Annotated in this window: 16 protein-coding genes; 13 read left to right on the top strand and 3 right to left on the bottom strand. The window is 34.1% G+C overall.

Going from position 1 to position 14191, the window contains the following annotated elements; all coding sequences use genetic code 11:
- Positions 1 to 50: 50 nt before the first annotated feature.
- Genes HALSAC_RS0106490 through HALSAC_RS16820 form a run of 3 tightly spaced genes read right to left on the bottom strand, consistent with a single transcriptional unit; the run spans position 51 to position 1082 of the window.
- Positions 51 to 629: a manganese catalase family protein gene (locus tag HALSAC_RS0106490; RefSeq protein ID WP_027339586.1), complete on the bottom strand. Its 579-nt coding sequence runs from the start codon at positions 627 to 629 to the stop codon at positions 51 to 53.
- 12 nt (positions 630 to 641) lie between these two features.
- Positions 642 to 908: a spore coat protein CotJB gene (locus HALSAC_RS0106485; protein WP_027339585.1), complete on the bottom strand. Its 267-nt coding sequence runs from the start codon at positions 906 to 908 to the stop codon at positions 642 to 644.
- 18 nt (positions 909 to 926) lie between these two features.
- Positions 927 to 1082 (bottom strand): spore coat associated protein CotJA, encoded by a 156-nt coding sequence (locus HALSAC_RS16820; protein WP_084804353.1) that lies wholly within the window; start codon positions 1080 to 1082, stop codon positions 927 to 929.
- A gap of 275 nt (positions 1083 to 1357) precedes the next feature.
- Between HALSAC_RS16820 and HALSAC_RS0106475 the strand changes: the two genes are divergently transcribed.
- The 13 genes from HALSAC_RS0106475 to HALSAC_RS0106415 all read left to right on the top strand — a co-directional run bounded on the left by HALSAC_RS0106475 (position 1358) and on the right by HALSAC_RS0106415 (position 14164).
- Positions 1358 to 2116, top strand: a complete 759-nt coding sequence (locus HALSAC_RS0106475) for a DeoR/GlpR family DNA-binding transcription regulator (protein WP_027339584.1) — start codon at positions 1358 to 1360, stop codon at positions 2114 to 2116.
- Positions 2117 to 2128: 12 nt separating this feature from the next.
- A complete protein-coding gene (gene pfkB / locus HALSAC_RS0106470) occupies positions 2129 to 3070 on the top strand; it encodes a 1-phosphofructokinase (protein WP_027339583.1) in 942 nt (313 codons plus the stop codon).
- Positions 3071 to 3523: a PTS sugar transporter subunit IIA gene (locus HALSAC_RS0106465; protein ID WP_027339582.1), complete on the top strand. Its 453-nt coding sequence runs from the start codon at positions 3071 to 3073 to the stop codon at positions 3521 to 3523.
- Positions 3524 to 3576: 53 nt separating this feature from the next.
- Positions 3577 to 4938 carry a PTS fructose transporter subunit IIC gene (locus HALSAC_RS0106460; RefSeq protein ID WP_035571349.1) on the top strand — a complete coding sequence of 454 codons (1362 nt, stop codon included), beginning with the start codon at positions 3577 to 3579 and terminating at the stop codon, positions 4936 to 4938.
- A gap of 320 nt (positions 4939 to 5258) precedes the next feature.
- Entirely contained in the window at positions 5259 to 6257 is a 999-nt protein-coding gene (locus tag HALSAC_RS0106455) for a biotin--[acetyl-CoA-carboxylase] ligase (RefSeq protein ID WP_027339580.1), read from the top strand.
- 15 nt (positions 6258 to 6272) lie between these two features.
- Complete coding sequence (locus tag HALSAC_RS0106450; protein ID WP_027339579.1) at positions 6273 to 7037, top strand: type III pantothenate kinase; 765 nt, start codon at positions 6273 to 6275, stop codon at positions 7035 to 7037.
- 20 nt (positions 7038 to 7057) lie between these two features.
- On the top strand, positions 7058 to 8035 hold the full coding sequence (dusB, locus tag HALSAC_RS0106445) for a tRNA dihydrouridine synthase DusB (RefSeq protein ID WP_027339578.1): 978 nt from the start codon (positions 7058 to 7060) through the stop codon (positions 8033 to 8035).
- An 89-nt stretch (positions 8036 to 8124) separates the two neighbouring features.
- The gene (locus HALSAC_RS0106440) at positions 8125 to 9045 is read left to right on the top strand and encodes a hypothetical protein (protein WP_027339577.1); all 921 of its coding nucleotides are present in this window, start codon (positions 8125 to 8127) and stop codon (positions 9043 to 9045) included.
- Positions 9045 to 10115: a saccharopine dehydrogenase NADP-binding domain-containing protein gene (locus HALSAC_RS0106435; RefSeq protein WP_027339576.1), complete on the top strand. Its 1071-nt coding sequence runs from the start codon at positions 9045 to 9047 to the stop codon at positions 10113 to 10115. The genes HALSAC_RS0106440 and HALSAC_RS0106435 overlap by 1 nt, the downstream gene beginning before the upstream one ends.
- A 154-nt stretch (positions 10116 to 10269) precedes the next feature.
- Positions 10270 to 10749, top strand: coding sequence for a transcription elongation factor GreA (greA, locus tag HALSAC_RS0106430; RefSeq protein ID WP_027339575.1), 480 nt, complete (start codon positions 10270 to 10272; stop codon positions 10747 to 10749).
- A gap of 31 nt (positions 10750 to 10780) precedes the next feature.
- A complete protein-coding gene (gene lysS / locus HALSAC_RS0106425) occupies positions 10781 to 12259 on the top strand; it encodes a lysine--tRNA ligase (protein WP_027339574.1) in 1479 nt (492 codons plus the stop codon).
- A 136-nt stretch (positions 12260 to 12395) separates the two neighbouring features.
- Positions 12396 to 13592 carry a putative glycoside hydrolase gene (locus HALSAC_RS15195; RefSeq protein ID WP_051412104.1) on the top strand — a complete coding sequence of 399 codons (1197 nt, stop codon included), beginning with the start codon at positions 12396 to 12398 and terminating at the stop codon, positions 13590 to 13592.
- The gene (locus tag HALSAC_RS0106415) at positions 13553 to 14164 is read left to right on the top strand and encodes a class I SAM-dependent methyltransferase (RefSeq protein WP_027339573.1); all 612 of its coding nucleotides are present in this window, start codon (positions 13553 to 13555) and stop codon (positions 14162 to 14164) included. The genes HALSAC_RS15195 and HALSAC_RS0106415 overlap by 40 nt, the downstream gene beginning before the upstream one ends.
- Positions 14165 to 14191 lie beyond the last annotated feature (27 nt).

Genomic DNA, 14191 nt, shown 5'->3' with positions numbered 1-14191 from the left:
AAGTAAAGGCTAGTGGCTTAAGCCACTAGCCTTTACTTTATATAATTTCTTTATCTTCTTTCTTCTTCTCTTCTATCAAGATAATCTTGAACAATAGTTAAGGTCTCTCCAAATCGTTGGAAGTGGACTACCTCTCGTTCTCTTAAGAAGCTTAGGGTATCTATAACACCAGGATCATTACTAAGATCAATTAAATTTTCATAGGTTGCTCTAGCCTTCTCTTCTGCAGCCATATCTTCATGTAAGCTAGCAATTGGATCTTCATGAGACTGGATATAAGAAGCCATCCAAGGGACTCCACCAGCATCATTTGGGAATAAAGCCCTACCATGTTGGGCATAATTTGGGCCAAGTCCTGCATTTCGTAAAGTTTGAACTGGAACACCTGCAGTAAGTTTGTAGATTAATGTGCCAAGAATCTCCCAATGGGCCAACTCTTCAGTACCAATATCGGTTAAAGTAGCTTTGGCTTCATCAGTGGGGATAGTAAACCTTTGGGTTAAATATCTAATTCCGGCTGAAAGTTCACTATCTGGTCCACCATATTGGGCGTAAAGCAATTTTGCTAATTCTAAATCATTTCCTCTAACTCTAACGGGATATTGGAGCATTTTTTTATAATCCCACATTTTATCTCCTCCTTATTGATATTCAATCTGCCAAGGCCATGGGGTTCTAGGATATTCCCATGGCAGATCACTCTCTTCGCCTACAATTATTGGTCCGTACTCTCTTTGGTAGGCCCTTTTTGATTCTTGATACCTTCTAGCTAAGGTATTATAATCTTTTAAGGCTCTCCTATCATCGGGATGAGTATTTAGATACAATCCAAGTTCAAGAACAGTAAAATCAAGGGCCATAAGTTCTCTAAGATCTCTTAATTGCGCTCTGCTTATCTCTCTAGTCATCTCTTTAAACACCTCCTTTTAGACTCTTCTTCGGCGATAAGGCCGATATAATTCGGGGAATATAGTACCTAAGTTTAAACCTTCTGCAGGGTCATAACGCTGAGTATAAACCTGTGAAGGCACATAAGCTCTAGCCAGTCTATGATGGTGTCTATGGTCATTATCTTCTCTCAATCAAATCACCTCCTAATATAGCTAATACATCATATTCTTAAATAGATATGTTTGTTAAAAAATTTATTGATAGCCAATAGATTGTTTAAATTTAAGAGATAAAGGTTAGATTTATTTTTAGTTACATATAATTTAGGTCTTGACTTTTAGAAGAATATACAATATAATCATAAGTAACAACAAACAAGCAAAAATGATCATAAAGTAAAATAAGAACAATCAATAATAATCATACAAGCTTTAATATTTAAATATAAGAGATAAGGGTGATTAATATGTTTGCTGAAGAAAGAAGGAGAAAAATTGTTGAACTCTTAAATGAAGAGGATTCAAAAGGGGTAAATGAGTTATGCAATTATTTTGAAGTCTCTCCTTCAACAATTAGAAGAGATTTGCAGGTGTTAGAAAAAGAGGGTTTAGTAAAAAGAACTCATGGAGGGGCAGTTCCTTTAGAAGATGGAATGAGATTTGAACCATCTTTTATTGAAAAGGAGAAAGAGTTTCCTCAAGAAAAGAAAGCAATTGGAAGGAAAGCAGCAGAATTAGTTAATAATGGTGAAACAATTATTTTAGATGCTGGAACAACAACAATTCAATTAGCAAAAGCCTTAAAAGACCATAAGGAGTTGACTATTATAACCAATGCTACTAATATTGCTTTAGAGTTGGCTCAAGAGGAACATCAAATAATATTAATTGGGGGAACATTAAAGAAGACTACTTTAGCTACCGTTGGACCGGTATCAGAGATGAATTTGAATACTTTTTATGTAGATAAGGTTTTTTTGGGGGCTAATGGTATTCACCCTAAGGCAGGGATTACTACTCCTGATTTGGTCGAGGCGAATACAAAAAGAACTATGATAGAGAGAGCAGAGAGTGTTATAGTATTAGCCGATAATAGCAAGTTTGGAGAGATATCCTTTGTTAGTATAAGTGATTTATCAAAGGTCGATACTATTATTACTAATAAGGGAGAAGGTAAAAGTTTAGTAGATCAGATAAAAAAAGAGGTAAAGGTAATCTTTGCTTAGGAGGTGTATAAAATGATAACTACTTTAACCCTAAACCCTGCAGTAGATAAGACGGCAAAGGTAGAAAATTTAAGATTAGGTCAGTTAAATAGAATTAAAAATCAAAGAAGTGATATAGGTGGAAAGGGAATTAATGTATCAAGAGCAGTTGCAGAATTAGGCGGAAAAACCAAAGCCTTAGGATTTATAGCTGGGAATAATGGAGATTATATTAGTCAAAGCCTTAAGAGCTTGGGTGTTGAATATGATTTTAATATTGTAAAAGGGGAAACTAGAACCAATCTTAAACTTATAGATACAGTTAAGGGCCAAGAGACAGAAATAAATGAACCTGGACCTAAAATAAGCAAGGATGATTTAATAAATTTAGAGGATAAGCTGCTTTCACTGGTAAGAGAAGGCGATTTTGTAGTACTCACAGGAAGCTTACCTAGAGGTGTTCCAAAGAGCTTTTATGCTCAAATGATTAAGAAGTTAAAGAAGCTTAGGATCAAGGTTGTATTAGATTCTTCTGCTAAGGCTTTAGAGTTAGCTATCAAAGAAAAACCTTATTTAATCAAACCAAATTTAAAGGAATTAGAGAAATTGTTAGATAGAAAGTTAAAAAATAGAGAAGAAGTTATAAAAGCAGCCTATAACCTGCATATTAATGGAATAGAGATAGTAGTGATATCTTTAGGTAAAGAAGGAGCTATTGTAGTGAGTAAGGAAGGCAACTACAAGGTTACGCCACCTCAAATAAATGCAAGTAGTACAGTAGGAGCAGGAGATACCTTAGTAGGAGCACTTGCATTTAAATTGAATGAAGGTAGATCTTTAAGGGAATCTTTAATCTATGCAACTGCTGCTAGTGCTAACAGTGTAAGTAAAGCAGGTACTCAGTTATGTGTCAAAGTAGAGGTAGAAAAATTATTAGATTCAGTTAATATAGAAAAGTTAAAGGAGGAGATTTAAATGAAGATTAGTAATTTATTAGCACCTGACTTTATAAACTTAGATTTAAATTCAACAGATAAAGAAAGTGTCTTAGAAGAACTAGTCCATATATTAGATGATGCCAATAAAATCACATCTAAAGAAGAATTTTATAAGGTCATATTAGCTAGAGAAGAGTTAAGTACTACTGGGGTAGGCAATCAAGTTGCAATACCCCACGGTAAGAGTTCTGTAGTAAAGGAGGCATCTTTAGTTTTTGGTCGCTCAGATAAAGGAATAGATTTTGGTAGTTTTGATGAAAAGCCAGCTAAGTTATTCTTTATGATTGCTGTTCCTGAGGGTAGTTCAGATGAGCATTTAAAGGTGTTGGCCCAGTTGTCTAGAAAATTGATGCATGAAGATTTTCGCAATGCTTTGTTAAAAGCTAAAGATACAGAAAGTCTTTTAAAGGTGATCAAAGATAATGAATGATAGTTAACCTAAAGGGTTGATTATAAATATTTACAATTAAAGGGGGAGATTTAATGAAGATATTAGCTATAACTGCTTGTCCAACTGGTGTGGCTCATACTTATATGGCAGCAGAGGCCTTAGAGAAAGCAGCCAAAGAGAAAGAGATTGAGATTAAGGTTGAGACTCAAGGATCTGTAGGAGTAGAGAATGAATTGACACAAGAGGATATTGAAGAAGCAAAGGCTATAATTATTGCTGCAGACACTAAGGTTGACAGAGGTCGCTTTGCTGGAAAGCCTATACTTTCAGTTGCTGTTGGTGATGCTATTAAAGCCCCAGCAGAATTAATTGAAGAGGCTTTAGAAGAAGCAAAGAACTTTAAAGGTGGTCAAGATGTTTATTCAGAAGTAGCAAATAAAAAGGCAGAGAGAAGATCTCAAAGGACAGGACCTTATAAGCACTTAATGAATGGTGTATCTAGGATGATTCCTTTTGTAGTAGCTGGTGGTTTATCTATAGCCTTAGCTTTTGCCTTTGGGGGTATTCATGGAGAAGGAGCTTTAGCAGGAGCTTTGATGGATATTGGTGGTGGAGCAGCCTTTGCTTTAATGGTTCCAATTTTAGCTGGTTTTATCGCGTCATCTATTGCTGATCGTCCAGGTTTAGCTCCGGGTATGATCGGTGGTATGTTGGCTGTACAGATAGAGGCTGGATTTTTAGGCGGTATTATTGCTGGTTTCTTGGCCGGTTATATTACAAAATGGTTGAAAGATAACATTAAATTACCTGCAACATTACAAGGACTTATGCCAGTTTTGATACTACCTCTTTTATCATCTTTAGCAGTAGGTTTACTTATGATATTTGTAATTGGCCCTCCTGTTCAAAGTATTATGCACAGTTTAGAAAATTGGCTACAAGGTATGACAGGAACTAATAGAGTTCTTTTAGGAATTATACTTGGAGCAATGATGGCTTTTGATATGGGTGGACCTGTTAATAAGGCAGCTTATGCTTTTGGGGTTGGACTTTTAGGATCAGAGATATATGCACCAATGGCAGCAATTATGGCAGCAGGAATGACACCACCTCTAGGACTCTTCTTAGCAACTGTAATCGCACCTAAGAAATTTGACTTACAGCAAAAAGAAGCTGGTAAAGCAGCAGGAGTTCTAGGTATATCTTTTATTACTGAGGGCGCTATTCCTTTTGCAGCAGCAGATCCTTTTAGAGTTATACCATCTATTATGGCAGGATCTGCAGTAGCAGGTGGATTGTCAATGTTGTTTAATGTATCATTAAGAGCTCCTCATGGAGGAATCTTTGTTCTTGCTATACCAGGCGCTGTAAGTGGGTTATTGATGTATACTCTATCAATAATTGCTGGAACAGTAGTTACAGCTTTATTAATCACTTCTTTAAAATCTAAATAAAAAGCAGTTACATCATATAAGTTTTAAAAGGCTAGATGATAATATCATCTAGCCTTTTTTCTTTAATATTCTTCTATATGATTAAATTAATTCAATTTTTGTAAATTGATTGTAAGTGAACCTTGTTTTTTTATTCATACTTATTTCAGCTTGAAATACAAGTTTTGATTAATATACTATCATAGAATAATTAGTTGATGATATAAAATATATACTCTACAGTTTATATAGATTTTTAGCACACAGCTTACAGCTTAATTTATTCTTTGTCTTTTTTGGTATAATATTATATAATACCCTTAGAAAAGTAGGTGATAGAGGTGAAAAAGAATTTAACTAAAAGAGAAAAAGTTTTGGATTTATTATATAAAGCTAAGGGTCAATATATATCAGGTGAGGAACTTAGTAATAAGCTTGGAGTTAGTAGGACAAGCATCTGGAAGTATATTAAGTATTTAAGAGAAGCAGGTTATAAGATAGAGTCTTCTTCAAAGGTAGGTTATCGCTTAGTTACTTCTTCTGATAAATTAATCCCAGAAGAGATAAAGAGAAATCTAAAGACTGATTTTATAGGTCAAAATATTATCTATTATGATGAGGTTGATTCAACCAGTAGAGTGGCCAAAGAGAAAGCACAAAAGGGAGATAAAGAAGGGACAATGGTTATTGCTGAAAAGCAAAGTGTAGGCAAGGGCAGGTTAGGTAGAGACTTTTCTAGTCCTCAAGGTGGGCTTTGGTTATCTATTATATTAAGGCCTGATCTCAAACCTATGCAGGCTACTAGATTGACCTATATAGCTTCTTTAGCTATCGCAGAGACTATTAATAAATTAACCAAGTTAGATGCAAGGATAAAATGGCCCAATGATATTTTAATTGGTGATAAGAAGGTCTGTGGTATTTTAACTGAGATGGGTGGAGAGTTAGATAGAATAGATCATCTGGTAGTTGGGATAGGGATAAATGCAAATTTCTCTATTGAAAAGTTAGATAAATCCTTACATAATAAAGTTACTACTCTTTATAATGAGTTAGAGGAGAAGGTAGATAGAGTCGAATTTATAAATCTGTTGTTAGAGAATTTAGAGAGTTTATATAAAAAGGTAGATTCTTTTGAGGAATTATTAGCTAAATGGAAGGAATGCTCTTATACTATTAATCAAGAGGTTGAAGTTGACAATGGAAGAGATACTTTTAGAGGTAAGGCTGTTGATATTGGAGAAGATGGAGCATTAATAATTCAGATAGGCAGTCAGTTAAAGAAGTTTTACTCTGGTGAGGTATCATTAGTGCATAAAGAATTTACTTCAGGAAATTAAAAGGAGAGAAGATAAATGATTTTAGCAATTGATGTTGGAAACACCAATACAGTGCTTGGCTTATATCAAAGGGATAATTTAGTTGTAGATTGGAGAATTTCAACAGATCGCGGTAAGACTGTCGATGAATATGGGATTCTTTTTATCAATTTATTTGAAAGTAATGGTTATAGTCTAAAGGATGTAGAGAAGATAATAATCTCTTCAGTTGTACCTCCAGTTATAAATATTCTAGATGAGCTTGCTGTTAAGTATTTTGGCTTAGAGGCAATAGTTGTTGGTCCAGGTGTTAAGACAGGGATTGATATTAAGATGGATAATCCTAAAGAGGTAGGTGCCGATAGAATTGTAAATGCAGTAGCTGCTCATAAGTTATATGATGGGCCAACGATAATTGTAGATTTTGGTACAGCTACTACCTTATGTGTAGTCTCAGCAGAAGGTGAATATCTAGGAGGAGCCATTGCACCGGGGATAGGCATATCGACAGAGGCTTTGTTTGATCGAGCTGCCAAGTTACCAAAAATTGAATTAGACTTCCCAGCTAAGGTAACTGGCAAGAATACCAAAGATGGTCTTCAAGCCGGGATACTCTATGGTTTTGTTGGGCAAGTTGATGGTTTGGTTAAAAGGATGAAAAAAGAAATTTCTAGTGAGGCTAAAGTTATAGCTACAGGTGGTCTGGCTGAAACTATAAGCCCTGAGTCAGAAGAGATTGATGAAGTAAATGAATTTCTAACTTTAGAAGGTTTAAGGATAATTGAAGAGATAAATCGGTAAGTAAAGGAGTTAAGAATATGTTGAAGATAGGAGATGTGGAGTTGGAGGCGCCGGTGCTGTTGGCCCCGATGGCTGGGGTTACTGATCTTCCTTATCGGAGGTTAGTCAAGGAGATGGGTTGTCCTCTAGTCTGTACAGAGATGGTAAGTGCCAAGGGGTTGGCTTATGGAAATAAAAAGACAGAGCGGATGTTAGAGATTCTTCCTGTTGAACGACCAGTTTCATTACAGCTTTTTGGTAATGAACCAGATATTTTAGCAAAAGCAACTCAAATGGTAGTTGAAAAAAGTAGCCCAGAGATCATAGATCTAAATGTAGGTTGTCCTGCTCCTAAAATAGTTAAAAATGGCTATGGTTCAGCTTTAATGAAAGAACCTAAGTTACTAGGGGAGGTAGTTAAGGCTATGGTAGAAGCTACCGACACAACAATTACTGTTAAGATTAGAAAGGGTTGGGATGATAATAACATTAATGCTGTAGAGATAGCAAAGATAGCTCAAGATAATGGAGCCAAGGCAATTATAGTTCATGGGCGAACAAGAGAAGAGTTCTACACCGGCAAGGCTGATTGGGATATAATAAGAAGGGTTAAAGAATCGCTTGAAATCCCCATAATTGGAAATGGCGATATCTTCACTCTTGATGATGGTGTAAGAATGTTAAAGGAAACAGGTTGTGATGGAGTAATGGTTGGTCGAGGTGCTCAAGGAAACCCTTGGTTGATCAATCAAATAGCCCAATATCTCAAGACAGGTGATAAATTAGATCCTCCTTCGGCTCAAGAGAGGTTAGATACTGCAATTAAACATTTATCTTATCTTGTTCAGTATAAAGGAGAGCCAGTTGGAGTAAAAGAAATGAGAAAGCATGCTTCTTGGTATATAAAAGGGCTTAAAAATTGCACCTATGCTAAAGATTTATTAAATAAAGCAGAGACATTAGATGGTATGAAAAATATACTGGAAGAATATAAAGATAGTTTAACTGATGCTCATTGAGTATCAGTTTTTTTATTTTATCTACATAAATTCTTAATTATTATGGAATATTAAAAAGAGAAATCTAAACTTAATGGTGGGTGTATTATATGAAAAAGATTGTAAGCATAAGCTTGGGTTCATCAGAGAGGGATAACAAGATTAAAAGAGAGTTACTAGGTGAGGAGTTTGAGATAGAACGAATTGGTACAGATGGAGATATGGATAAAGCTATAAGGTTATTTGAGGAGTTAGATGGGGAAGTAGATGCTTTTGGTCTAGGAGGAATTGATCTCTATCTTTATGCAGGAAAGAAGCGGTATATGATTAGAGATGCTAAGAAGATTGTAGATAATGTTAAGAAAACACCAATTGTAGATGGAAGTGGTTTAAAGAATACCTTAGAAAGAGAGGTGATTAGGAAGATAGATAAGAGTATTGAATTAGGAGGTAGAAGGGTACTAATAGTATCTGCTTTAGATCGTTTTGGTATGGCAGAAACATTAGATAACTTAGGAGCTGATTTGGTTTTAGGAGATCTTATCTTTGGTTTAGGGGTACCTATACCTATAAGTTCTTTAAAAGTATTAAAGCGTATATCCCAAGCGGTTATGCCTTTAGTTAGCAAACTACCCTTTAAATTATTATATCCAACAGGATCTAAGCAGTTGGCCCATCAGGATAAATACAGTAAATATTATGATTGGGCGCAGGTTATAGCAGGTGATTTTCATTATATTAGAAGGTATTTGCCAGATAATCTTAGAGGAAAGATAATTATAACAAATACAGTTACACAGAATGATTTAGAGCTTCTAAGGAAAAAAGGTGTAACAAAAGTAATTACAACTACACCTGAATTTGAAGGAAGATCCTTTGGAACAAATGTTATGGAAGCAATACTTGTTACTTTGATCGATAAAAAGGTAGAGGATATACATATCTCTGACTATTTAAATATATTAAGAAATATTGATTTAGAACCACGAATTGAAGAATTTGAAAGTGATGAAGTAAAGGAGGAGTATTGATGGAGAAGTTTGGATTTATAATCCATCCCTTAGTAGCAAAAGATATAGAACGTAAATTACCATTTGCTAAGATGTTTTCTGAAAGTATGATCGAAAGGGTAATCAAGCACCTTCCACCTTTTAAGGTCTCTCATATAACTGGTGTGGAGTCTATAACAGGAAGCAAAGCAGAGGGGTGGTTTGTTACTTGTCCTTTGACTTCTAAACAGATATTAGAATTGCCAACACATGAGGTAGTTGATAAGATAACAGTTGCTGCAACTAAGGCCAAGGAATTAGGAGCTGAAATTGTAGGTTTAGGAGCTTTTACTTCAGTAGTAGGTGATAAAGGAATAACAGTAGCTAATAAATTAGATATAGGTATAACTACTGGTAATAGTTATACTGTAGCTACTGCCTTAGAAGGGACTAAGCTAGCTAGTGAAATGATGGGGGTAGATATGAAAAGCTCCAATATATTAATAATAGGAGCTACTGGATCAATTGGTAAAGCATGCACTAAGTTTTTAGCTCGGAGCAATAAGTATCTGATCTTAGCAGCTAGAAACAAGAAAAAACTAGATGATTTTGCTGGAGAGATAAAAGCTAGTTATAATATAGATGTCGAGGTCGGTACTAATATAAACAAACTCCTACCAGAAGCAGATATAGTTATAGCAGTTTCTAGTTCTATAGAAGGTATAATAGACATAGATAAGTTAAAGTCTGGAGCTATAGTCTGTGATATTGCTAGACCAAGAGATGTTTCAAAGGAGCTTGCAGCTAAAAGAAAAGATATATTAGTGATAGATGGGGGAATTGTAGATGTACCTGGGAATGTAGATTTTAACTTAGATTTTGGATTTCCTAAAGGTACTGCCTATGCTTGTATGGCCGAGACAATGATTTTGGCTCTAGAAAAAAGATATTATGATTATAGTTTAGGATCTGATTTAGAGCTTAATAAGATTATTGAGATTGATAGGTTAGCTAAGAAGCATGGATTTAAATTGGCAAGTTTAAGGAGTTTAGAGAAGGAGATATCATTACAACAGTTAAGTAGAGTGAGAAGGGTAGTCAATTCTTCTTGACAAAATTTACAAATTGGAGTATAATGTCTTATTAAAGCAGAGTTAATAGTGTTGAGTCAATAAGCCTTGACACTATTTTATATTTTTGTAATAATAAAAATATCAATTAATAAATAAAATGATATTAAAATTAAAAGAAAAGGGGTAATCTACTGTGAAGGAAGAGAGGTTTGTCATATCAGAAGAGGGCTTAAATAAATTAAAAGAAGAGTTAAAGCAATTAAGAGGTCCAAAGCGTAAAGAAATTGCAAAGAGAATTAAAGAGGCTAGAGCTTTAGGAGATATAAGTGAGAATTCTGAATATGATGATGCAAAAAACGAACAAGCATTTATTGAAGGAAGAATTAGAGAATTAGAGCAGATGATCAAAAATTCTGAAGTAATAGATACTGAAAATATAGACACAACTAAGGTAGGGGTAGGTACTACTGTTAGAATTAAGGATTTAGAATTTGATGATGAAGAAGAGTATACTATAGTAGGGTCTGCAGAATCAAATCCAGATGATCAAAAAATTTCTAATGCATCACCAATTGGTAAAGGGTTAATGGGTCATTCAGTTGGTGATACTGTCGAGATTGAAGTTCCTGCTGGGGTAATTAAGTTTGAAATTTTAGAGATTACAAAGAAATAATTTATAAAAATATTTGGAGGTTATATTTATTATGGCAGATGTAGAAAATGATTTGAATGAATTGATGGTAGAAAGGCGTAAGAAGTTAGCTGCTTTAGAAGAAGCAGGTGTAGAAGCATATAGTAATGATTTTAGAAGAGATAGTATAATAGAAGACCTTTTAGATAACTTTGAAGAAGGCAGTTCTGATGAAGAAGTGTTTAAGGTTGCTGGGCGTATTATGGCTTTAAGAGATCATGGAAAATCTTCTTTTGCAGATATTGCTGATATGTCAGGTAGAATTCAGGTTTATGTTAAGAAGAATAAGATTGGTGAGGAAGCATACAATTTATTTACTAGCTTAAACATTGGAGATCATATTGGTATAGAAGGATCTCTATTTAAGACAAGAAGTGGTGAAGTAACAGTTAGGGTTCAAGATTTCAAGCTTCTTTCTAAATCTCTAAGACCTTTGCCAGAAAAGTGGCATGGATTAAAAGATGTAGAGTTAAGATATCGTCAACGTTATGTAGATTTAGTAGTTAATCCTGAGGTTAAAGAGAAGTTTATATTAAGAAGTAGAATACTACATAATATTAGAAGGTATTTAGAGGATAATGGGTTTTTAGAAGTACAGACTCCATTAATGCACCCAATTGCTGGTGGTGCTTCGGCGAGACCATTTATAACTCACCATAATGCTTTAGATACTGACCTTTATATGAGGATTGCTCCAGAGTTATACTTAAAGAGGCTTCTTGTAGGTGGTTTTGAGAAGGTCTTTGAAATCGGAAAGAATATGAGAAATGAAGGTTTATCTACAAAACACAATCCTGAGTTTACTTCAATGGAATTATATGAAGCATATGCTGATTATAAAGATATGATGACAATTACTGAGGATTTAATTAAAGATACAGCTCAAAATGTATTGGGCACTATGGAAGTAGAATATGATGGGTTAAATATAGATTTCAGTAATTGGGAAGAAATGACTATGATTGATTCTATTAAAAAGTATGCCGATGTAGATTTTAGTAATGTAGAAGATATAGAAGAAGCAAGAAGTTTAGCAGACAAAAAAGGAATAGATTATAAAGATGGGATGGAAGTAGGAGATATAATTAATGAATTCTTTGAAGAATTTGTTGAAGAAAAGTTGATCCAACCTACATTTATTACTCAATATCCAGTAGAGGTATCTCCACTAGCTAAGAGAAATCCAGCTAACCCTAAGTTTACTGATAGATTTGAACTGTTTATAGCAGGAAATGAAATAGCTAATGCCTTCTCTGAGCTTAATGATCCAATTGACCAAAAATCAAGATTTGAAGCTCAAACTAAACAAAGAGAAGCAGGAGACGATGAAGCTCATATGATGGATGAAGACTTTATTAGAGCATTAGAGTATGGTATGCCACCTGCAGGAGGTTTAGGTATAGGGATTGATAGATTAATTATGCTTCTTACTAATTCACCATCCATTAGAGAAGTAATCTTCTTCCCACATTTAAGACCAGAGAGCAATTAATTTGATTTTAAAGTTTTATAAAAAAGGTGGATATATATCCGCCTTTTTTACTTTATGTTACTATTTAACATAAAAAACACCCTAGCTTTGTGATATAATATTTTTATATTAAAAAAGACAGAATAGGGGTGCTGTAATGAAAAAAGTTTTAATTGGATTGTTTTTATTGATTATTTTGGTTAATTCTTCAAATACACAAGGGAAGCTAGCCACTCCTAAGGTTAATTTAGAAGATTTGTCTGAGTCTAGTTTAACTTTATCCTATCCAGAGGTTGAGGGTGAAGACAACTTACATACTTTAAATAGGATAGATCTTGTTGATCCTCATATAAGCTATGGCAAGGATGTGAGGGGGGTATATGTAAGTGCATGGGCAGCAAGTAATAGAAGAAGAATAACTACTATTTTAGATGAAGTTGAGGAGAGTAATCTTAATGCAATTGTAATAGATCTAAAGGATACAGATGGTATAATTACATTCAAAGAACAAGAGGGAAGATCAGGTACCCTTATAAGAGACTTCAAAGATATAGTTGATCAAGCTCATCGAAGAGGAATCTATGTAATTGCAAGATTAGCTGTATTTAATGATAATATCTTCGCTGAAAATAATCCAGATCATGCATTAGAATACTTATCTGCAAAGGATAATGAAACTATAATAAGGAGTGAAAAGTGGACAAGTCCTTATTCTAAAGAAGTTTGGGACTATAACTTAGAGATAGCTAAAAGGGCTGCAGATTTAGGAGTAGATGAGATTAAGTTTGATTATATTAGGTTTCCAACGTTGGCCCGTAATAGTACTTTAATTATTAAAGAAGAAGGTTATTCTAAAAGTGAAATAATCATAGAATTTTTAAAGTATGCTAATCAAGAATTAGAAGAATACAATGTTATAAAATCTGCAGACGTTTTTGGTCTTACTACAACAATCCCAGGTGATTTAAACATAGGTCAAGATATAACTAAGTTGGCCCATTATGTTGATTATCTTTCACCAATGATCTACCCGTCTCATTATGATTCTGGCATGTATGGTGTTAATGATCCAGATGCGAATCCATATCCTATTATATATAGGAGTTTGCGAGATGCCAAAAGAAAACTTGGAGATGATTCTTATAAGTTAAGACCTTGGTTACAGAACTTTTCATTGAGGCACCGATATGGAGAAGAGGAGGTGTTAGATCAAATTAGAGCTGTTGAAGATCAAGGGATAAATGGATGGTTATTATGGAACCCAAGATCAGTATATGACTTTTCATTTTTTAAAGAAGAAGGAGAGAGTGTTGAATGGAGTTTACAGGGGAGCGAGTTATTCCTAAAAAGATGAACCCTAAAAATGGACTTTTAATAGAGCATATAGCAAGATATAAGTTTGCTAGTATGTATACTAAAGGTAGAGTTTTAGATTTAGCTTGTGGAGTAGGCTATGGTGCAGAGATCTTAATGGCTATGGGAGAAGGAATTGAAGAAATCATAGGTATAGATGTAGATGAAGAAAGTGTTAGTTATGCTAAGAAACATTATAAATATCTATGGAATGATTTTTTTATTGGTGAAGGTACGGATATTAATTTAGTAAATGTTCACGGCAAATTTGATACTATAGTGAGTATGGAAACCGTAGAACATATAGAAGATGACTATGGTTTTATACAAAATTTAAATAACCTTTTAAGATCAAATGGAACTTTGATAGTTTCTACTCCATTTGGAAAAGGTAGAAATGAAGAGTGCTCCAATCCATATCATTATAGACAATATAGAGAAGAAGAATTTAGAGATTTATTGAGTGTGTTTGAGAATGTAGAGATGTTTTATCAAAGAGATAAAAGAGTAGAGTCTAAACGAGAAGATGAAAAATATTACTTGATGGTTGCTGTTTGCAACAAGAAATCTTGAAAAAGGAACATTGTATAATTAAATGCA

Source organism: Halonatronum saccharophilum DSM 13868, from assembly GCF_000517025.1.
Lineage (GTDB): Bacteria > Bacillota > Halanaerobiia > Halobacteroidales > Halobacteroidaceae > Halonatronum > Halonatronum saccharophilum.
The sequence above is the reverse complement of the archived record's forward strand: the minus strand, read 5'-3'. Positions and strand labels throughout refer to the sequence as shown.